At 64.4% G+C, this 20,762-nt stretch carries 15 protein-coding genes; 7 read left to right on the top strand and 8 right to left on the bottom strand.

Annotated features, from left to right (window positions below):
- Positions 1 to 61: 61 nt before the first annotated feature.
- Positions 62 to 718 carry a rod-determining factor RdfA gene (gene rdfA / locus NO363_RS08405; RefSeq protein ID WP_256684360.1) on the bottom strand — a complete coding sequence of 219 codons (657 nt, stop codon included), beginning with the start codon at positions 716 to 718 and terminating at the stop codon, positions 62 to 64.
- A gap of 337 nt (positions 719 to 1,055) precedes the next feature.
- Here rdfA and NO363_RS08400 point away from each other — a divergent pair, with 337 nt between their 5' ends.
- Complete coding sequence (locus NO363_RS08400) at positions 1,056 to 1,823, top strand: IclR family transcriptional regulator (RefSeq protein ID WP_256684358.1); 768 nt, start codon at positions 1,056 to 1,058, stop codon at positions 1,821 to 1,823.
- Between the two features lie 171 nt (positions 1,824 to 1,994).
- Here NO363_RS08400 and NO363_RS08395 read toward each other — a convergent pair whose 3' ends face one another.
- The gene (locus NO363_RS08395) at positions 1,995 to 3,332 is read right to left on the bottom strand and encodes a glycerate kinase type-2 family protein (protein ID WP_256684356.1); all 1,338 of its coding nucleotides are present in this window, start codon (positions 3,330 to 3,332) and stop codon (positions 1,995 to 1,997) included.
- 214 nt (positions 3,333 to 3,546) lie between these two features.
- Positions 3,547 to 5,145 carry a thiamine pyrophosphate-requiring protein gene (locus NO363_RS08390; RefSeq protein WP_256684354.1) on the bottom strand — a complete coding sequence of 533 codons (1,599 nt, stop codon included), beginning with the start codon at positions 5,143 to 5,145 and terminating at the stop codon, positions 3,547 to 3,549.
- 146 nt (positions 5,146 to 5,291) lie between these two features.
- Here NO363_RS08390 and ddh point away from each other — a divergent pair, with 146 nt between their 5' ends.
- The gene (gene ddh / locus NO363_RS08385) at positions 5,292 to 6,230 is read left to right on the top strand and encodes a D-2-hydroxyacid dehydrogenase (protein WP_256684352.1); all 939 of its coding nucleotides are present in this window, start codon (positions 5,292 to 5,294) and stop codon (positions 6,228 to 6,230) included.
- A 135-nt stretch (positions 6,231 to 6,365) separates the two neighbouring features.
- Here the strand turns inward: ddh and NO363_RS08380 are convergent, their stop codons facing one another.
- A complete protein-coding gene (locus NO363_RS08380; protein WP_256684350.1) occupies positions 6,366 to 7,430 on the bottom strand; it encodes an isocitrate/isopropylmalate dehydrogenase family protein in 1,065 nt (354 codons plus the stop codon).
- Between the two features lie 126 nt (positions 7,431 to 7,556).
- Complete coding sequence (locus tag NO363_RS08375; protein WP_256684349.1) at positions 7,557 to 9,821, bottom strand: NADP-dependent malic enzyme; 2,265 nt, start codon at positions 9,819 to 9,821, stop codon at positions 7,557 to 7,559.
- Between the two features lie 181 nt (positions 9,822 to 10,002).
- Between NO363_RS08375 and NO363_RS08370 the strand changes: the two genes are divergently transcribed.
- Genes NO363_RS08370 through pyk form a run of 3 tightly spaced genes read left to right on the top strand, consistent with a single transcriptional unit; the run spans position 10,003 to position 14,656 of the window.
- Entirely contained in the window at positions 10,003 to 11,898 is a 1,896-nt protein-coding gene (locus NO363_RS08370; protein ID WP_256684348.1) for a 2-oxoacid:acceptor oxidoreductase subunit alpha, read from the top strand.
- Positions 11,899 to 11,901: 3 nt separating this feature from the next.
- Positions 11,902 to 12,849, top strand: coding sequence for a thiamine pyrophosphate-dependent enzyme (locus NO363_RS08365; RefSeq protein WP_256684346.1), 948 nt, complete (start codon positions 11,902 to 11,904; stop codon positions 12,847 to 12,849).
- Between the two features lie 52 nt (positions 12,850 to 12,901).
- Complete coding sequence (gene pyk, locus NO363_RS08360; RefSeq protein WP_256684344.1) at positions 12,902 to 14,656, top strand: pyruvate kinase; 1,755 nt, start codon at positions 12,902 to 12,904, stop codon at positions 14,654 to 14,656.
- Positions 14,657 to 14,761: 105 nt separating this feature from the next.
- Here pyk and NO363_RS08355 read toward each other — a convergent pair whose 3' ends face one another.
- A complete protein-coding gene (locus NO363_RS08355; protein WP_256684343.1) occupies positions 14,762 to 15,655 on the bottom strand; it encodes an NAD(P)-dependent oxidoreductase in 894 nt (297 codons plus the stop codon).
- A gap of 171 nt (positions 15,656 to 15,826) precedes the next feature.
- Here NO363_RS08355 and NO363_RS08350 point away from each other — a divergent pair, with 171 nt between their 5' ends.
- Together NO363_RS08350 and NO363_RS08345 are read left to right on the top strand one after the other, a co-directional pair.
- Positions 15,827 to 17,023 (top strand): glycosyltransferase family 2 protein, encoded by a 1,197-nt coding sequence (locus NO363_RS08350; protein WP_256684342.1) that lies wholly within the window; start codon positions 15,827 to 15,829, stop codon positions 17,021 to 17,023.
- A 32-nt stretch (positions 17,024 to 17,055) separates the two neighbouring features.
- Positions 17,056 to 17,502: a peroxiredoxin gene (locus NO363_RS08345; protein ID WP_256684340.1), complete on the top strand. Its 447-nt coding sequence runs from the start codon at positions 17,056 to 17,058 to the stop codon at positions 17,500 to 17,502.
- 364 nt (positions 17,503 to 17,866) lie between these two features.
- Here the strand turns inward: NO363_RS08345 and NO363_RS08340 are convergent, their stop codons facing one another.
- Together NO363_RS08340 and NO363_RS08335 are read right to left on the bottom strand one after the other, a co-directional pair.
- Positions 17,867 to 19,144 carry a M20 family metallo-hydrolase gene (locus tag NO363_RS08340; protein ID WP_256684339.1) on the bottom strand — a complete coding sequence of 426 codons (1,278 nt, stop codon included), beginning with the start codon at positions 19,142 to 19,144 and terminating at the stop codon, positions 17,867 to 17,869.
- A 119-nt stretch (positions 19,145 to 19,263) separates the two neighbouring features.
- Entirely contained in the window at positions 19,264 to 20,628 is a 1,365-nt protein-coding gene (locus NO363_RS08335) for a cytosine permease (protein ID WP_256684338.1), read from the bottom strand.
- Positions 20,629 to 20,762: the final 134 nt, after the last annotated feature.

The raw sequence follows: 20,762 nt of genomic DNA, 5'->3' as shown, positions 1-20,762 counted from the left end.
GAAACGCTGAGAAAGGGATTGGTGGACGACAGGTCAGCAAGCTATGACAGAATGACTGCTGTCATGGCTGACTGTCGGACGAGTCGATCGTGCATTCGCAGCCGCCACGATCGAACAGCTCCGTCACCTGATACTGCGCGCCGCAGTCCTCACAGAGGACGCGCACGTCGATGAGCACGTTGAACGCACCGAGCGTGATGCGGCCGGTGTTGCGCAGTCGTTCGATTTTGCTCTCGACGATCGTCGTCATGCGCCGTCTGAGTCGCCGGACGTTCGTGGTTTCGGTCTCGACCGGGTCGTCGTGGCTCGACGAGTAGCTCACGTCGCGATAGCTCGTCAGATAGGTGTGGATGGCTTGCCGCGAGACGAAATCCGCCGTCAGTTGATCGACGTCGACCCCGTGCTGTTCGAGTCGATTGATGGCCTGGACGGCGGCCCCGCTGCTCACGTCCTCGTCGGTCAACAGTCGATAGAGGTTCGCCTGCTCGCCGTCGAGCGTATCTACCGAGGCGTCCCGCAGGACACGGGCGAGCAGCTCCCGGTTGAAGTAGTCCGCCAGCTCGCGCAGGCTCTTGCGCTCGGTCGCCTCGCCCGTCCAATATTCGACGAGTTCGTCGCCCAGCCCCACGAGTTCGTACCGTTGCAGCACCCGTACGACCTTGCTGTTCGAATCGCTACCCGCATCGTCGCTACTGTCCGGGTCGTTCGCGTCGGTCATCGATGTCGCTACAACGGCGACCGATAAAAACTCCTTGCTCGTCCGCCGCATATCGTCTCGGTTTAGCCGTGGTGTTATCCAGCATCCGAAACCATCCCGATTGCTCGGTCAGCGATCGGCGCTCGATTCCACATTTCGAAACGGGATTCGTCAAACGACGAGTCGGACGAACCGCTGACACCGATCGCGCTGCACCGATATCGAAGGAAACAACGCTCTCGTCGCCCATCATCTGACGATCCGTTCTCACGACCGTCTCGATTCGGCCACCGCTACACGCTCAGCGAAAGAACAATCGTTTTACGTTGTGATCGATGCGTTCTCATGTGATGAACGCATGAAGCTGGAGGACGAAACGACCGTGAAGACGACGACGAAATCGCTCCGGATCGTCGAGTTCGTCCACGAGCACAACGGGGCGGGGATCACCGAGATCGCCGACCAGTTGGAACTCTCGAAGAGCACGGTGTACAAACACCTCAGAACGCTCGAACAGGAGCGCTACGTCTACAAGGGCGACGGCGACGTCTACTACGTCGGACTGCGATTCCTGAGTCTCGGGGTGGGCGCGCGCCGACGGCGACGGATCTACGAGACGGCCAAACCGGAGATCCAGCGCCTCGCCGAGGAGTCCGGCGAGATGGCGAACCTCCTGGTCGAGGAGCACGGCCGCGGCATCTTCCTCTATCGGGCCGACAGCAGCCGCGCGGTAAACCTCGATACGCACGCCGGCCGCGAGGTCTATCTCCACACGACGGCGATGGGCAAGGCGATCCTCGCCTGTCTCCCCGAACGCCGCGTGAACGAGATCATCGACCGACACGGGCTCCCGGAGATGACCGAACACACGATCACCGACCGCGAACTCCTGTTCGAGGATCTCGATACGATCGCCGAGCAGGGTTGGGCGGTCGATCGCGAGGAGCGGTTGAAGGGGCTCTGCTGTGTCGCCACGGCGATCACCGACCCCGACGACACGCCGCTCGGCGCGATCAGTGTCTCCGGCCCGCGCAGCCGGCTGAAGGACGGCAAGCTCGTCGACGAACTGCCGGAGCTGATCCTCAACATCAAGAACGTCATCGAACTCAACGTCGCCTACGAGTGACTCTTCTCCTCCGTCATCCCAGCCCTGATTTCTCAATGAGTTAGCATCCGAGCACAGCAGTCGTTCGCTTGAACGAAACAATCGTTGAGCATAGCGCAACGCCATTCCGACGAATCGGATACGTCTCGAAAACAGAGACGGGTGAGAACGACAAAAGGGAACCCCGGTTTCTCAGCGCGTGTCGCTGCTCTCGCCGACCACCAGCACACGGAGATCGTTGACGTTGGTGCCCGTCTTGCCGGTGTCGACGACCAGTCCGCGTTCGGCGAGATACGGGTAGACGTCGTTGGCCGCCAGCGCTGCCCGCGCCCGCCGTTCGTCGTCGAGTGCGTCACGATCGGCGATCGCGCCGGCGACGTCGCTCGCGCCGTCCTTGCCGTCGGTGTCGACGCTGGCAACCACCACGTCCGCCGACGTGCTGGTGAGTGCGCCGCTGAGGACGAACTCCTGGTTGGGGCCGCCCGAGCCGTCGCCGTCCAGCGTCACCGTCGTCTCGCCGCCCGAGAGCAGCACTGCCGGCGGTGAGACGGGGTTTCCAGTCGCGAGCGCTTCGTCAGCGATCGCGGCGTGCGTCTTCGCCGCCTCGCGTGCCTCGCCTTCGACCTGTGAGGAGAGGATCACCGGCGTGTAGCCGTGCTCCTCGGCAACCGACCGTGCTGCCGCCAGCGCGGTGAACCCGTTGGCGAGCATGTGGAGCTCGGTCCGCTCGAACGCCGGATCGTCGGCGGTCGGGGTCTCCGATCGCTCGCCGTCGCCGTTTTCGAGCCGTTCTACGATCGCCGCCGAGGGTCGAATGTCGTACCGATCGAGTACGTCGCGTGCGTCGGCGTACGTCGATTCATCCGGAACGGTCGGCCCGCTGGCGATGATGCTCGGATCGTCGCCGACGACGTCGCTGAGCACGAGACTGTGGACGGTCGCTGGTGCCGCCGCCGCGGCGAGCCGTCCGCCCTTGATCGCCGAGAGGTGTTTCCGCACGGCGTTGATCTCGTGGATCGTCGCGCCGCTCGACAGCAGGTCGTCGGTCAGCGACTGCAGTTCGGCGAGCGAGACGCCATCGACGGGTGCCGGCAGGAGCGCGCTGCCGCCTCCCGAGATCAGACAGAGGACGAGCGTCTCAGCGGTCGCGTCGTCGGCGAGCGAGAGCACGCGCCGTGCGCCCTCCTCGCCGGCCTCGTTCGGCGTCGGATGCGACCCCTCGACGACCGCGATCCGATCGGTCTCCTGGGGATCGTTCGTGACGACGACGCCGTCGGTGAGCCGGTCGCCGAGCACGTCTTCGATGACGTTCGCCATCTGTGCGGCGGCCTTCCCGCCACCGACGACCACGACCTCTCGATAGTCGTCGAGATCGACGGTCGCGTCGCCGATCGTCCGTGTCGATCCGTCGCGGTCGAGCGCCTCGCTCATCACGCGTGTCGGCTGCGTCGCCTCGATACCCGCCGCGATGCAGTCGAGGGCGGTCTCGTGGGCGGGCGTTTCCGCGAGCTCCTCCCGGTTTCGTATCATCGGTGTTTCTCCCCGTTCCAATGGCCTATGCGATCCATGCTCCCTCCTGCTCGCCCGGAGTGCTGTCTCGGCGACTGACTGCCATGCGATGGCGTTTCGCCCCCGTGTATAAAAATCGTCGGTAGCCGACGCGATACAGCCATCGCGGGTGTCGCTCTCCTTATCGTGAGCGCTGTGAATAATCGAAAACCGCTCGAATCGCTGTTCGACCCGCTCAGAAGATCGACTTGTCGGTCTCTTTGGCGGTGAGGAACTCGAGGAGGACGGGCGTGCCTTCCTCGGTCTTCTGGACACCGCGCTCGATCGCGTCGCTGATCTCGTCGGGGTCCTCGATGCGCTCGCCGTAGCCGCCGAGCGACTCGGCGAAGTCGGCGTAGTGACCCGAGAACTCGGTGTCGTAGGAGGCCATCTCGAAGTTGTTGAGCACGACCTCGATGATCGGGATCTCCTCGCGGGCGGCGGTCTCGAAGTCCATGCCGGTCATGCCGATCGCGCCGTCGCCCATGATGTGGACACAGGTCTTCTCCGGACGGATGAGCTTCGCGCCCATCATGAGGCCGAGCCCGTAGCCGAGCTGGGTCGTCTTCCCCCAGCCGACGTACGAGAGCGGCTCCGTGACCTCGAAGAACGGGGCCATGAAGTCGCGTGCGTTACCGGCGTCGTGAGTGACGATCGACTCCTCTTTGTCGAGCGCCTTGTCGAACTCGTGGACGACGCGGTAGGGGTTGATCGGCGTCTCGTCGGAGGTGAGTTTCGGCCGCCACTCCTCGAGCCACTCCTCACGAACCGATTCGATCTCCTGGACGATGTCGTCGCGACGACCGCGCGAGCCGTCGACGCGACCCTCGACGACGTCGTTGAGCGCTTCGAGCGTCAGCTTCGCGTCGCCGACGAGCGAGTACTCCGAGGACACATCTTTATCGATGTCGCCCGCGTCGAGCGTCGAGTGGATGACCGTCTTGTCGTCGGGGACGGTGATGCCGTAGGCGGTGTCGGTGAAACTACAGCCGACGCCGAAGACGACGTCACACTCCTGCAGGAAGTGGTGGAGCTGACCGGGCTCGCTCTTGCTGCCGGCACCGATCGAGAGCGGGTGGTCCTCCGGGAAGGCGCTCTTGCCGTTGAGGCTCGTTGCAACCGGGACTTCGAGCGTCTCCGCGAGCTCCTTGAGCGGCTCCCAGGCCTTCGCGTAGTGAACGCCCTGGCCGGCGTAGAGGATCGGGTTCTCGGCTTCGAGCAGGACGTCGGCGACCTCCTCGACGCCGTCGGGGTCGGGTCCGGAACGGTCCGTACTCGTCGGCGTGTAATCGAACTCCTCGACGTCCATGCCGAAGACGTCCTTCGGGACCTCGACGACCGACGGCCGTTGACGACCGTTCCGGGCCGCGTTGAACGCGCGCCGCATCGTGTCGTCGACGGCGTCGGGGTCGGTGAGCTGTTCGCAGGTCTTGCTGACAGGTTGGTAGGTGAGGAACGAGTTGAACCGGGGATCGACGTCGGTGTCGGCCAAGTCGTAGCCCGCCGGGATTGCGACGAGTGGTGCCGATTCCGTGTACGACTGCGCGACGCCCCCGACGGAGTTCTCCGTGCCGGGGCCGTGCTGGCAGGCGAAGGCCGCGATGTTATCGCCCGAGGAGACGCGCCCGATGCCGTCGGCCATGTGCAGCGCGGTGCGCTCCTGCCGTGTGATGATCGTGCGGACGCCCGCGTCCTCCGCCGAACCGGTGTCGAACAGTGGGTTGCTCGGGAATCCGAACAGATACTCTACGCCCTCCGCTTTCAGCACTTCCGCAATAGATTCGTTAACGTTCATGCTAGTACTCCATCGGTCGATGGACATCTACGACACAACCCGGGGTGCTCATAAGTTTGTCGCATAGTGAGGTTATTCACCCGTCCTGTCAGTGATCGTTCCAACAGAGTCAAATGACGCGCTCGCGTTCGGACGCCTGTTCAGCGATGACCGACGACACCGACCTGCAACGGCTCTGCGTTCACGAATCGATCGGCAACAAGATCCCGAAGGAGGGGTTCGTCGAGGCGTTCGACGACCTCTCGATCCCCGTCGAACTCGTCGGCGACGACGAGAGCTACGACGAAAGCGACGCGGTCGCCTCGTTCAAACCCCGCCCCGAGTTCCTGGATGCCGGCTGGGTGCACGTCATCCGTGCGGGCTACGACGCGTTCGACACCGACGAGTACGAGGCGACCGGCACGCCGCTAACCAACAGCACGGGAATTCATGGAACGACCGTCGGCGAGATCACCGTCGGCTACATGCTCTCGCTCGCTCGCATGCTCCACGTCTACCGCGATCACCAGGACGACAACGACTGGTACGAACCCGACTACCAGCGCCCCTTCACCGTCGAGAACGAGCGCCTGTGCGTCGTCGGTCTCGGCACGCTCGGTCAGGGGATCGCCACGCGTGCGGACGCGCTCGGGATGGACGTCGTCGGCGTCCGTCGCTCCCAGGAGTCGGTCCCGGGTGTCTCCGAGGTATACCACCCGGACGATCTCCACGAGGCCATCGACGACGCCCGCTTCGTCGCGGTCGCCGTCCCGCACACGCCGTCGACGGAGGGGATGATCAGCACCGACGAACTGGCAACGATGCGCGACGATGCCTACCTCGTCAACGTCGCCCGCGGCCCGATCGTCGATCAGGACGCGCTGGTCGACGCGATCGACGCCGGAACGATCGCCGGCGCGGGTCTCGATGTCTTCGAGACCGAACCCCTCCCCGAGGAGTCGCCACTGTGGGACTTCGAGGAGGTCATCATCTCGCCCCACCGCGGATCGGCGACGAACCGCTACCACCTCGACATCGCCGAACTGGTCGCCGAGAACGTCCGTCGATACCAGGACGGCGAGTCGCTGAGGAACCGCGTCGCCTGATCCGACGGCGCTCTATCGGCACACGCTGCACTTTTTTCGAGAAGCGTCACACCGACAGCCGCGTGAAATCCGCAAGAGCCGACGATAGCCGCGACTCGTCGAAGACCGATCGTCGAAAAAGTGTGATTGGAAGCTCTACAGTCGGTCGCTGAGGTCGGAGACGACGTCGACGGTCTTCGCGTCGCCGCCGAGGTCGGGCGTGCGCGGTGCGGACTCGTCGGCGAGCTGTGCCTCGACGGCGTTCCAGAGGTCGTCGGCGGCGGCTTCCTTGCCGTCGCCGAGATACTCGAACATCATCGCGCCGGTGAGAACCGATGCGAGCGGGTTGGCGATCCCCTGGCCGACGATGTCGGGCGCGCTGCCGTGGACCGGCTCGAACATGTCGGGGTAGTCGTTCTCCTCGTTGATGTTGCCCGAGGGTGCGAGTCCGAGACTGCCGGTGATGATCGCCGCGATGTCCGTGGAGATATCCCCGAATAGATTCGAGGCGACGACGACGTCGAATTCCTCGGGCCGGCGAACCAGATCCATCGAGGCGCGGTCGACGAGCAGGCTGTCGACCTCGACCTCGGGGAAGTCCTCCGAGACCTCCTTGACGATATCGTCCCAGAAGACCATCGAGTGGGCCTGTGCGTTCGATTTAGTGATCGAGGTGAGATGGCCCTCGCGCTCGGTCGCCGCTTCGAAGGCGCTGCGGACGATGCGCTCGGTGCCCTTCCGGGTGAACAGACCGGACTGGACGGCGACCTCGTTGCTGAAGCCGCGGTGTTCGCGACCGCCGACGTTCGCGTACTCGCCCTCGGTGTTCTCGCGGTAGACGACGAGATCGATGTCGCCGGCCCCGTAGCCCCGAAGCGGGCTCTCGATGCCCTCGAACAGTTTGTTCGGGCGCTTGCAGATGTACTGGTCGAAGCCCTTCCGGATCGGAAGGAGAAGTCCGTTGAGCGTCACGTGGTCGGGGACCTCGGGGTGGCCGACGGCACCGAGGAAGATCGAATCGGCCGACTCGATCCGATCAAGTCCGTCGTCGGGCATCATCGCACCCTCGTCCAGATAGCGCTCGGTGCCCCAGTCGTAGGTCGATCGTTCGAGCTGGAAGTCGTGTTTCTCCGCGACGGTGTCGAGCACTTCCATCGCGGCGCTCGTGACTTCGGTGCCGATACCGTCGCCCGGAATGACGGCGATGTCGTACGTCTCCATGCACGCCCGTATCGCGCTCGATTGTAAATAACTGGCGATGTCGACGACCACCGCGATAGCACCGACGGCGGGTATTCAGTCGTCACCGACGCACAGTCAGACGGTCCCAAATCAGCCCGTATCAGTTCACTCGCCGATGCTGTTCTCTTGCGCATCGACGACGGCAACGCTGGCGAGATTGACGATATCCTTGACCTCGTCACCGCGCTGGAGGACGTGAACGGGTTTGTCCATACCCACCAACATGGGGCCGATGGCCTCGGCACCGCCGAGGCGCTGGAGGAGTTTGTAGCCGATGTTGCCCGCCTCCAAGTTCGGGAAGACGAGGACGTTCGCGGGTTCGTCCAACTCCGAGAAGTCGTAGGTTCCCTCCAGCATCTCCTCGACGACGGCGGTGTCGGCCTGCATCTCGCCGTCGACGGGGAACTCCACGGACGAGTCTTCTCGAAGCTTCCGTGCGGCGTCGCGTGGTTCGCGTGTTCCTTCGTTGTCGACGCTGCCGAAGTCCGAGTACGACAGCAGCGCCGCCCGCGGTTCGACGTTGAACCGCCGAGCCAGCTCCGCGGTGTGCTCGGTGACTTCGGCGAGCACGTCCGCATCGGGCTCCTGATTGACGGTCGCGTCGGCGCAGAAGACGACGCGATTCTTGAACGCGAGCAGGTAGACGCCGGCCGCGTAGTTCGCGTCGTCGGCGGTGCCGACGATCTGCAATGGGGGTCGGAGCGCGGATGGGTAGTCGTGCGTCAGCCCGGTTAGCATGGCGTCGGCGTCGCCCATCTCGACCATCACGCTGCCGAGATGGTTCTCGTCGCGTAGGAGGTCTTCGGCCTCACGTCGGGTAACGCCCTTGCGCTGGCGCAGCTCGACCAGTCGCTCGGCGTAGGGATCGAGATTGATCTCGTCGGGATCGACGATCTCGGGATCGAACGCCAGCCCGAGCGAATTCATCGTGTCGGTGATGACTCCCTGATCGCCAATGAGAACGGGGTGGGCGATGCCCTGATCGTCGATTTGGTGGGCGGCGCGGATCATCTTCTCGTCGTCGCCCTCGGCGAGCACCAACCGTTTGGGCTCGGATTTGGCCTTGTTCAACACAACGCGCATCATCTCGCGGGATTTGCCGAGACGGGCTTCGAGTTCCTCGGTGTAGTCGTCGATATCGATGTCGGCACGAGCAGCGCCACTGTCGATGGCGGCCTGCGCGACGGCGGGCGTGATCTCGAACAGAACCCTGGGGTCGACGGGTTTGGGGATGATGTATTCGGGGCCGTACTGGAGGGGCTGATCGCCGTAGGCCTTCACGACGGCATCGGGAACGTCCTTGCGAGCGAGCTCGGCGATCGCACGGGCGGCGGCGACTTTCATCTGTTCGTTGATCTCGCTGGCGCGGACGTCGAGCGCGCCACGGAAGATGAAGGGGAATCCGAGAACGTTGTTGACCATGTTTGGGTAGTCGGAGCGCCCGGTGGCCATGATCACGGTGTCGTCGCGAGCGGCCTTGGCATCCTCGTAATTGATCTCGGGATCGGGGTTAGCCATCGCGAAGATGATCGGGTCGTCGGCCATCGAGCGGACCATCTCCTGGGAGACGATGCCACCGACCGACAACCCGACGAAGACATCGGCGTCCTCGATGGCGTCTTCGAGATTCCCCTCAGGAACGTCACGGGCAAATTCGGTTTTGAACTCGTTGACGTCGCCGTGAGAAGCACGTTCCTCGGTGATGATGCCCGAGGAATCGCACATGGTGATGTTCTCTTTCTGTGCGCCGAGCGAGAGATAGAACCGTGCGGTGGCGATCGCGCTCGCACCAGCCCCTGAGAAAACGATCTCCAGGTCTTCAAGCTCTTTCTCAGCGATGTCGCTGGCATTGAGCAGGGCAGCACCGCTGATGATGGCGGTCCCGTGCTGATCGTCGTGGAAGACGGGAATCGACATCGACTCGCGGAGTTGCTCCTCGATCTCGAAGCATTCGGGGGCTTTGATATCTTCGAGATTGATGCCGCCGAAGGTGGGCTCCATCGCCTCGACAGTCCGGATGATCTCCTGGGGATCGTCCTCGTCAAGTTCGATGTCGAAGACGTCGATGTCGGCGAACCGTTTGAACAGGACGCCCTTCCCCTCCATGACTGGTTTCGAGGCCTGCGCGCCGATGTCGCCCAATCCGAGAACGGCGGAGCCGTTGGAGACGACGCCGACCATGTTGCCTTTGGCGGTGTAGGTGTAGGCATCGTCGGGGTCGTCGTGAATGTGGTTACACGGAGTGGCGACGCCAGGCGAGTAGGCCAGCGAGAGGTCGCGCTGGGTGCTCGTGGGTTTGGTCGTCGAGATCTCGATCTTGCCGGGTGGGTCCTCGCGGTGGTAGTCGAGTGCGTCCTCGTCCAGTCCCATGTCCATCGAACACGTCTGAACAGTAAAAGGATACTCATTGCGGCGGCAATTCGCCCGAATCGGCTTCCCGACCGAGGTCCCGAATCGGCGATTGTCATCATCAACATATGACAACAGATGACAACGCTTTAGTTTCGTTGCTCGGGAGGTAGCAGCAGTTGAACCACTCTGGTGGAACCATATGACAGGAGAAGAACTCATCTGGCGGATCGCGGGCGGTTCCGGTGACGGGATCGACTCGACGAGCCAGAACTTCACGAAGGCGCTGATGCGCACGGGGCTGGACGTATTCACACACAGACATTACCCATCGCGGATCCGCGGTGGCCACACCTACGTGGAGGTGCGAGCGGCTGACCACGCAGTGAAATCGCGCGGCGACGGCTACGATTTCCTGCTGGCACTCGGTGACAGTTTCGCCCGGAACCCGCAGGACGGCGAGGCCTACTATGGAAATGAAGAAGTCAAACCGCTGACGGAGAACCTCGACGAGTTGCGCGAGGGCGGGGTAATCGTCTACGACGAGGGGCTGCTCGACACCGACGAGGTCGAGGACTTCGACGAGCGCGTCGAGGAAAACGACTGGCACGTCTACCCGCTCGACCTCCGAAGCCTCGCACGCGAGCACGGCCGCGAGATCATGCGTAACACGGCCGGCGTGGCCGCCACCGCGGCGCTGATCGACATGGACACGGAGATCTTCGAGGAGCTGATGGCCGACACGATGAGCGGCGAGATGCTCGAAACCAACGTGGAAGTGCTCGAGGAGGCTCACGCCGAAGTCAGCGAGATGGAGTTCACGCACGATCTCGAAGTGCCTACCGGGAGCCACAACGAAGAGCAGGTGCTGTTGAACGGGAGTCACTCGGTCGCGTACGGTGCGATCGACGAGGGCTGCCGGTTCATCGCGGGTTATCCGATGACACCGTGGACGGACGTGTTCACGATCATGACCCAGCACTTGCCCTCCATTGGAGGGATCTCCGAGCAGGTCGAAGACGAGATCGCGGCGGCATCGCTGGCGATCGGTGCCTCCCACGCGGGTGTCAAGGCGATGTCCGGTTCCTCGGGCGGCGGGTTCGCACTGATGTCCGAACCGCTCGGACTGGCGGAGATGACCGAGACACCGCTCGTCCTCGTGGAAGCGATGCGCGCGGGCCCCTCGACGGGGATGCCGACCAAACCCGAGCAGGGCGACCTCGAGCACATCCTCTACACGAGCCAGGGCGACTCCAATCGTGTCGTCTTCGCCCCTGGGACGGTCGCGGAGGCCTACGAGCAGTCCCGGGAAGCGTTCCGGGTGGCCTACGAGTATCAGATTCCGGTCGTGATCGTGATCGACCAGAAGCTGTCGGGTGAACTCGCGAGCGTGCCGGCGAGCCACTTCGATCGCGAGCCCAATCCCGACTTGGGAAGCGTGCTTTCGGAAGAGGAGATCGCCGAGGCACCCCACCACGCGTCGGGGACGTTCAACCGGTTCCGGCACGACCCCGAAGACGGCGTGAGCCCGCGGAGCATTCCCGGCCAGAAGGACGGTCGGTTCCTGGCGACGGGCAACGAACACACCCCGCAGGGCCACATCGAGGAAAGTCCGGACAATCGCGTCGCGCAGGTCGACCGGCGCACGCGCAAACTCGAATCCATCCGCAGCGACTTGGATGACAAAGAGCATTCGAACCAGACGTATTACGGGCCAGAAGACGCCGAGCACGGCATCCTGGTCTGGGGCAGCCAGCAGGGTAGCGTCGAGGAGGCCGTCGACCGCCTCAACGAACAGGGCGAGTCGGTCAAGATGCTGGGCGTGAGCGACCTGATGCCCTACCCCAAGGAGGACGTGACGGCATTCCTCGAGTCGGTCGACGAATGCCTGGTCGTCGAGATGAACATCACCGCCCAGTTCCGGGGATTGACCCAGAAGGAGCTGGGGAGGTTCGGCGAGAAGATGTCGAGTCTGCTGAAGTACAACGGCAACCCGTTCGAGCCGGCGGAGGTCGTCGAGGGGTTCGACATCCAGGTGAACGGTGGCGACGAACCGCCGACGGCACAGACGCGGATCGAACCCGCGGCAGGTGATTAAGACATGAGCAAATCATTCAGTGCGATCGGACAGGCGGCACAGGGCGAGGAGATCGATCGGGAGGCGTTCACGCCGGGGATCGAACCGCAGGCGACGTGGTGTCCGGGCTGTGGAGACTTCAGTGTCCTGAAGGCGCTCAAAGGTGCGATGCCCGAAGTCGGGCGCACGCCCGACGAGACGCTTCTCGTCACCGGCATCGGCTGTTCGGGCAAACTGAACAGCTACTTCGAGTCGTACGGGATGCACTCGATCCACGGGCGGTCGCTGCCGATCGCCCGCGCGGCGAAACTCGCGAACCCAGGATTAGAGGTAATCGCGGCGGGTGGCGACGGCGATGGGTACGGCATCGGCGGCAACCACTTCATGCACACCGCCCGCGAGAACCACGACATGACCTACATCGTGTTCAACAACGAGATCTTCGGGCTGACGAAGGGCCAGACCTCCCCGACGAGCCCGAAGGGTCACGAGTCGAAGACCCAGCCCCACGGCTCGGCGAAAGATCCTATTCGACCACTATCGCTGGCGCTGACGTCGGGGGCCTCCTACATCGCCCGGACGGCGGCGGTGAACCCGCGGCAGGCGACGGAGATCCTGACCGAAGCGATCGAACACGACGGGTTCGCCCACGTGGACTTCCTGACGCAGTGTCCGACCTGGAACAAGGACGCCAAACAGTACGTCCCCTACACGGACGTTCAGGACTCCGAGGAGTTCGACTTCGACGTGCACGACCGTCAGGAAGCAGCCGAGATGATGCACGAGACCGAGGACAAACTCTACGAGGGCGAGGTGCTCACCGGTCGGTTCTACATCGACGAGGAGCGCCGGTCGTACGGTGAGGAGAAGCGCTCGACGGGTGAGATGTCCGAGGAGCCGCTGGCCGAGCGCTACTTCGACGCGGAGGCAGACTGGGAGCGCAGTTACGACCTCCTCGACGCCCACAAGTAGCGCCCGCCGTCGACAGTTCTTTTATGTCCGCGCCGATAGCTGCCGGTAGAGTATGCCAACGAGAAACACGAAGATCGTCTGTACGCTCGGGCCGGCGACCGCCGAGCAGCCGACGATCGAACGACTCATCGAGAACGGGATGTCGGTCGCGCGGCTCAACGCGAGCCACGGCACCACCGAGAACCGCGCCGACCTCATCGAGACGGTGCGCGCAGCGAGCTCTGCCGTCGGCCGGTCGGTTGCGGTCATGCTCGACCTGCCCGGCCCGGAGATCCGCACCGCGCCGCTCGACGAACCGATCGAACTCGAAACCGGCACCGAGGTCCGCCTCTCGGAGGGCGAGACCGCGACTCCCGAGGCGGTCGGCGTCTCGACCAGCATCGGTGCCGTGAGCCCCGGCGATCGCGTACTGCTCGACGACGGCCGCATCGAGACGGTCGTCAGCCGCGTCGAGGGCGAGACCGTCGTCGTCGACGTCGAGAGCGGCGGAACTCTCGGCGGACAGAAGGGGGTCAACGTGCCGGGCGTCGATCTCGATCTCGAATCCGTCACCGAGCAGGATCGCCAGGAACTGACGCTGGCGGCCGACTACGACGTGGATTTCGTCGCGGCGAGTTTCGTCCGTGACGCCGAGGACATCTACGCGGTCAACGAGGCTCTGGAGAATCAGGGTGCGGACGTGCCCGTCGTCGCCAAGATCGAGCGCGCCGGCGCGGTCGAGCATCTCGACGGCATCATCGAATCGACCTACGGCGTGATGGTTGCCCGGGGCGATCTCGGCGTCGAGTGTCCGATGGAGGAGGTACCCCTGATCCAGAAGCGGATCATCCAGAAATGTCGTGCGGCGGGCGTCCCGGTGATCACGGCGACCGAGATGTTGGATTCGATGACCCATGCACGCAGACCGACGCGCGCCGAGGCCACCGACGTGGCGAACGCGGTGCTCGACGGTACCGACGCGGTCATGCTCTCGGGCGAGACGGCCGTCGGCGACCATCCGGCACGCGTCGTCGACGCGATGTCGACGATCGTCGGCGAGGTCGAAGCCAGCGAGGAGTACGCCGAGCGCAACGAACAGACCGTGCCGAAACCCGGCAGCGCCAGAACGGACGTGCTCGCCCGCTCCGCGCGCTATCTCGCCCGCGATATCGACGCGGCGGCGATCGTCGCGGCGACCGAATCGGGATACACGGCGCTCAAAGCAGCCAAATACCGCCCCGACGTGCCGGTGATCGCCGTGACCCCGTCGCGGCAGGTCTGTCGCCATCTCGCGCTCTCGGCGGGGGTCGTTCCCCAGTTCGCGCCGCTCACCGAGCGCGAGAAGAGCACGGACGTCGTGGTGCAGAACGCCGTCCAGACGGCGGTCGACGCCGGTGTCGTCGCCAGCGGCGACAGCGTGGTCGTTCTCGCCGGGCTGATGACCGATCTCGAGGAGGCGAACACGACGAACATGCTCAAGATCCACGTCGCCGCCGACATCGTCGCCTCCGGACGCTCGATCGTCGAGGGCGTCGCCACCGGACCGCTCCACCACGCGGAGCACGGAGATCTCACGTCGGTCCCCGACGGCAGCGTGCTGACGCTACCGACCGACTTCGATGACGAGTTCACCGGCGATCCCTCGTCGCTCGCCGGTATCATCAGCGGGCACAAGGGCGTCACGGGCTATCCGGCGATCGTCGCCCGCGAGCTCGGCATCCCGATGATCGGCGGGGTCGATCTCGGCGATCTCTCGGAGGACGTGACGGTGACGCTCGATGCCGAGCGCGGCGTCGTCTACGAAGGGGACATCACCAGTACGCGATAGACCGCTTTCGGCCTTCAAAACCGACCGGCGACTCCACTGGTCGTCGCATCGACTTTCGGTCGAATCACTGCCAAATCAAAAACGAGCTATCTTTCCTCTCGTCGCTCAGTCGACGCGCGCTTCTTCGCCCGCCAGGTCCTCGATGATCTGCATCACGCCGGAGTTGTCGTCGTCGCCCCGACCGGTCGTCTCCATCGATTTGTAGAGTTCGTGGGCGATCTCGGTCTGGGGCATCGGCGCGCCGAAGGCCTCGCCGGCGTCGGTCGCGATGCGGAGATCCTTGTACTGATAGGAGGCGAAGAAGCCCGGATCGAAGTCCCCCTCGATCATCGACGGTGCGCGGTTGTCGAGCGTCCAGCAGCCCGCCGCACCGCCGCTGATCGCCTCGACGACCGCGTCGAGATCCGCACCGGCTTTCTGGGCGAAAACGAGCGCCTCGCTCACGCCGACCATCTGGGCGGCGACGACGATCTGGTTGCAGGCCTTCGTCGTCTGTCCGGCCCCGCTCGGCCCGCAGTGGGTGACGGTCTCGCCCATCGCCGCGAGCAGTTCCTCGTTGGCGTCGAAGACGTCCTCGTCGCCGCCGACCATGATCGAGAGCGTGCCGTCGATGGCACCCTCCTCGCCGCCGCTGATCGGCGCGTCGAGCATCTCCGCGCCAGCGTCCTCGATTGCCGCGGCGAGCTCCTCGGTGACGGTCGGCGAGATCGTCGACATGTCGATCACGGTCATCCCTTCGCTCAGCCCGGCGAGGATGCCGTCGTCGTCGCGGACGATCGACTCGACGACCGGCGAGTCCGGAAGGCAGGTGATCACGATGTCGACCTGCTCGGCGACCGCTTGGGGGGAGTCGGCAGCCTCGCCGCCGTAGTCGACGAGTTCGTCGACCGGCTCCTGCGAGCGGTTGTGGCCCACGACGTCGTAGTCCGCGTCGACGAGGTTCTTCGACATCGGGAGCCCCATGATACCCAGACCGACGAAACCGATTGTTTCGGCCATTACGTTGCACGCTCGCAGCCAGTCAGTAAAATCCATCGGTCCGCGCGTCGCGCGGATAGCGGTTCGGCGATCGGATCGACAACACTGTTCTCACTCGGCATGAGTGATCATCAGTAGCGGTGAGCCGGTCGATCACGGGCTTCATGACGCGTGACGCCATCGGCCGCCACGATGAGTCCCTGGTTCGCGTTCGCCGTCTCGACCGTCCTCTGGACAGTCACGCTGCTGTTCTGTGGCGTGGGACTGTTCTGGCTGTACGAAGTGCTCGTCCTCACGCGCCCGCCGGACGACCAGCCGCTTGAACACGGCCCGGACGACGTGCAGGTGCGCATCCTCACGATCGACGCCGAGGACGTCGTCCAGCGAACGGTCGATTCGCTGCCGTCCACACTCACCGATCGACACGTGATCGCCGAGGAGCCGATCGCGATCGACGGCGCGGAGGTCCACGTCGTCCCCGAATCGTTCTCCTGCGAGGCGGTCCGGAAGAGCCGTGCGACCGAGTGGGCCCGCCAGGCGCTGTCGTGTGATCGGGAGTACGTCCTCTATCTCGACGAGGACAGCCTCGTCGGCGAGTTCAGAGGGCTTCCCGACGCGGACGTCGTCCAGTTCACCGAACGACCTCGCCGGACGAACTCGTGGCTCGCCTACCTCGCGGACGTCTATCGGATGGGCGCACAGATCGAACAGCGGGCGTTCCACCGCCTCCGCATTCCCCTGTTCGCGTGGGGCGGCGGGATCGCCGTCCGACACTCGCTCGAACAGGAGATCACGTGGGATCGTCCGACGCTCGTCGAGGACACTGCCTTCCTCTGGCAGGCCGCCCGGAACACGGCCGTCTCGTACGCGCTCAGCCCGGACAGTTTCGCCAATCAGGCACCGCCGAGCCTCGGCGAGATCTTCCAGCAGCGCCGGCGCTGGGCCGCCGGCAACCACCAGGAAGCCAATAATCTCCCGCTGCGATACCGACTGCTGGCGAAGCACCGATCATACGCGTGGGCGGTCTCGCCGATCGTCCCGTTCATCGCGCTGTTCGCTGCCATGGGCGGTCTCCATCTCGTCTATGGGCTGCTCCTCCAAATCGTCTATGGGCTGCTCCTCCAAATCGTCTCGTTTACGCTCGGCCTGCTGATGGTCGTCCGATTCGTCCTCGGTCTTCGTCATTACGAGCAACTCACGCTGCGCTCGCTCCCGTTGGTCGCGCTCGTTCCCCTGGCCGCGCTCGTCCACTCGGTCGGGGCCACCGCCGGGCTGGTCGCGCCGCCGGACGATTTCCACGTGACCGAGAAGGCCACCGATTCGTCCTCGACTGACCGTGCCGACTCGTCGCCGACGCCGGCCGCCGGACGCAGCGAGGACGCGTCGTAAGCATTATCAGCGTCTCGCCGATATTCGGAGCCATGCCACAGGTAGGCCAGACGGCACCGGCGTTCAGTCTGCAGAATCAGGACGGCGAGTCGGTTTCGCTCTCGGAGTTCGAGGGCCAGCGCGTCGTCCTCTACTTCTACCCGAAGGCGGGGACGGAGGGCTGCACTATCGAGGCGAACAACTTCGGCGACGCATTCGACGAGTTCGAGCGCCACGACGTGCCGGTGCTCGGCGTCTCGATGGATTCGGTCGCGGATCTCGCGGCGTTCCGCGACGACGAGGAGCTCCCGTTCACGCTGCTGAGCGACGAGGACGGTACCGTCGCCGAGAAATACGACTCCGCCGGCGACGGCACCGCGCTCCGCAACACCTTCGTCATCGGCCCGAACGGCGATATCGAGGCTGTCTACGAGGACGTCTCGCCGGGCGAGCACGCCGAGCAGGTGCTTGACGACGTCGCCGAGCACGAAGTGGCGTAGAGCCGCGAGACGATCCATCGACACTCGTGTTTTTCGACGAGCAAGATCGGTAGCATCCTGTCCGACCTCATGTAGCATAACGGATACGTATTGGCACCGGTCGTCGACGAGGCGACCGTTCGGACCGCAGTGTGGCACTGACTTACGAACTGATGGGGGGACGATCGTCGCTTCCCGCTGGTGACCGACCGTTCTCGGCACCGGGCTGTCCGAGATCGGCCTTGCCGTCGGCGGCGACGGGGCGTCGGTGACGGCGCTCATCGAGCAGATGTTGCGGCCGATAGCGCCGAGAGTCAGTGATCGGTAAGCCGTTCTCGCGCCGCTGTTTGCTGGTGGTTTCGGACGGAGAAGTCGAGACGAACTGTCAGGCCGACCGCGCGAGCCGGGCGATACCGCCGGTCAGCACGCGGGTCGCGGTCGCACAGCTCTCCCAGTCGGTCCATTCGAGCGGGTTGTGCGAGATGCCGTCGCGCGAGGGAGCGAAGATCATCCCCGAGTCGGTGACTTTCGCGACGTGCATCGTGTCGTGGCCGGCACCCGAGTGGAGTTCCATCGTCGAAACACCGCTCTCGGCGGCTGCCTCGTCGAGTGCGGACGTACAGCGATCGCTCATGTCGATCGGCGCGATGTCGTAGGGACGCTCGAACGTGGTGTCGACACCGCGTTCGGCTTCGAGGCGTGCGAGGCTCGCCTCGACCTCACCGACGATCGTCTCCATCGATTCGTAGTCGACGTCACGGATGTCGATCCCCAGTTCGGCGCGTCCGGGAACGACGTTGACCGCGTTCGGGCTGATATCGAGCTGGCCGACCGTGCCGACGACGCTGTCGCCTTTCTCGGCGACGACGTCCTCGGTTGCCTGCTCGACGTCGAGAACCAGTTCGCTCGCCGCCGCGAGCGCGTCCGTCCGATCCTTCATCGCCGCACAGCCTGCGTGGTTCGCCTCGCCATCGATCTCGACCGAACATCGGATCGTCCCGGTGATCGAGGTGACGATCCCCACGGGAACGTTCGCGTTTTCGAGCCGCTTGCTCTGCTCGACGTGGACTTCGAGCCAGGAATCCCACGCGCTCGCGTCGAGCCGGCCGGAGCCCTTCGCACCGATCTCGTTTAGAGCCTCATCGAGCGAGATGCCGTCGTGATCTTCGAGCGCGAGCGCGTCATCGACCGATCGCTGTCCGGTCGCCACCGCCGAGCCGAGAACGCCGTTCGAGAAGCGCGTCCCCTCCTCTTCGGTGAAGCAGACGACCTCGACCGGCCGTTCGAGATCGGCATCGGACTCCTGGAGCGCACGGACGGCTTCGAGGGCGCTGTAGACGCCCAGCACGCCGTCGAAGATGCCGCCTTCGGGCACCGAGTCGAGATGGCTCCCCGCGGCGACCGCGGCCGCGTCCGGGTCGGCACCGTCGGGCACCCAGCGACCGGCGATGTTGCCGACCGAGTCGGTCCGGACGTCGAGGCCGGCGTCCTCCAGTCGCTCGATGAAGTACTCGCGTACCTGTTTGTTCGCCTTCGTTCCCGGCAGCACCGTCCGTCCGTGACCTTCGCCGATCGAGATCGCGCCGTACTCGCCGTTCGTCTCGATGTCGTCGCGCAGTCGATCCTCGTCGACGTAGCGGGACGACTCTGCTGTTGCGTTCATGGTTCGCGTGTCGCTAAACCGTGATCCGGCTTGAATGTGTGGATTGTCGCGCTGATTCGCCGGAGCAACGTGCCGAAGCCGGCGTCGGAAACGGGGGAATCAGCGGGGCTGTCGGTGGGTCAGTCGGCCGTCGGTGCTGGCGATTCCGAGAGATATTCGGTGGTGCGCTCGTCGAGATCGAACTTCCGGAGGACGACGTAGGTGGCGAAGCCGACCGGGAGCCCGACCATCCAGGAGAAATCGAGCAGCGCGATGCTCGCGAGCGAGCCGACGAGCACGCTCGCCAGCGCCGTGACCGAGAACCCCCTGATGAACCAGAACTTCGAGTCGCGGCTCTTGTCGTAGAGCGACGGGATCGAGGCGTTACCCGAACGGAAGACCCAGTAGTCGGCCAGCAACACGCCGAGCACCGGCCCCAGCGGGACGGCGTAGGCGTTGATCATCAGGAAGTAGATGCCGCCCTCCGAGGAGAACAGCACCCACGGGAAGGTCACGACCGAGAGCACGCTCGTGATGATGAGCCCGCGCTCCCACGTGGTCCCGATGGCGTCCTGAAGCACGTGGACGGTCGGGATGAGGTTGAGCGTCAGGTTCGAGGAGGTTTGTGCGGCGAGGACGAACACCATCACCGCGACGCCGACGGTCGGGTTCGGAGCCACGTCCATGATGGCGAACACCGGGTTCTGGGTGTTCGTCGTGATCGACGTGCCGAAGATGACGCCCACGAGCGCCATGTAGAGCATCGCCGGGGCGACCCCGAGCAGGTGGCCCAAGATATGGTTCCAGGAGCCACGTTTCTTCTCCAGATGGCGACTGAGATCGGCCGCGTTGAGCGCGCCCGTCATCGCCGTCCCGACGTGGGCCGCGACGATCGTGAGGAAGGGCAGTCCCCACGTCCCGCCGTACTCGATCGACTGCGTCGAGATGCCCTGCTTCGAGACGACCGTGAACAGCGTGTACGCGAGCAGCACGATGATGACGCCGGCGGCGATCGAGTCGAACCACTTGATCGAACTGATGCCGCCCCACGCGAGGGCGATGTTCAACAGCAAGAACAGCACGAAGTAGAGCCGGAGGTTGCCGACACCCCACAGCGTCTGCGTGATGCTCTGGATCGCCAGCGCACCGATCCAGTTGCCGATGCCGAGCCAGATGACCGCCGGCAACATGCGAACGACGTTCGGGATGATCGCCCCACGGGTGCCGAACGCAGCTCGGGCCTGGGCGACGAACGGGATCCCCTTGTCGTAGCCCCAGCGACCGTTGAGCACGAAGAAGACCGCCGACGTCACCGCACCGATGGCCATCGCGACCGCGGCCTGCACCACGTTCAGCGGTCCCTGCGGGTAGACGGCGAAAAACGCCGTCGCGAACCCCTGGACGATGATGAACGACGCCCACCAGACCGGGATGTAGTGCGAGAGGCTCATCGAGCGCTCGTCGTCCGGGATCGGTTCCAATCCTTCCGAACTCGATTCTGTCATGGTCGCTCCTCGTATGCCATTGCGTACCGTATATCGAGAAGACAAGTGACATATTCTCCGCTGGATTTCAAGAGAAACTCTCAAGAAAAATTTTGAAGCACTATTCAGTTCGAACTTCTGCACTCGATTCGACC

This window comes from Halococcus qingdaonensis, assembly GCF_024508235.1.
In the GTDB taxonomy this organism is placed as follows: domain Archaea; phylum Halobacteriota; class Halobacteria; order Halobacteriales; family Halococcaceae; genus Halococcus; species Halococcus qingdaonensis.
The sequence above is the reverse complement of the archived record's forward strand: the minus strand, read 5'-3'. Positions and strand labels throughout refer to the sequence as shown.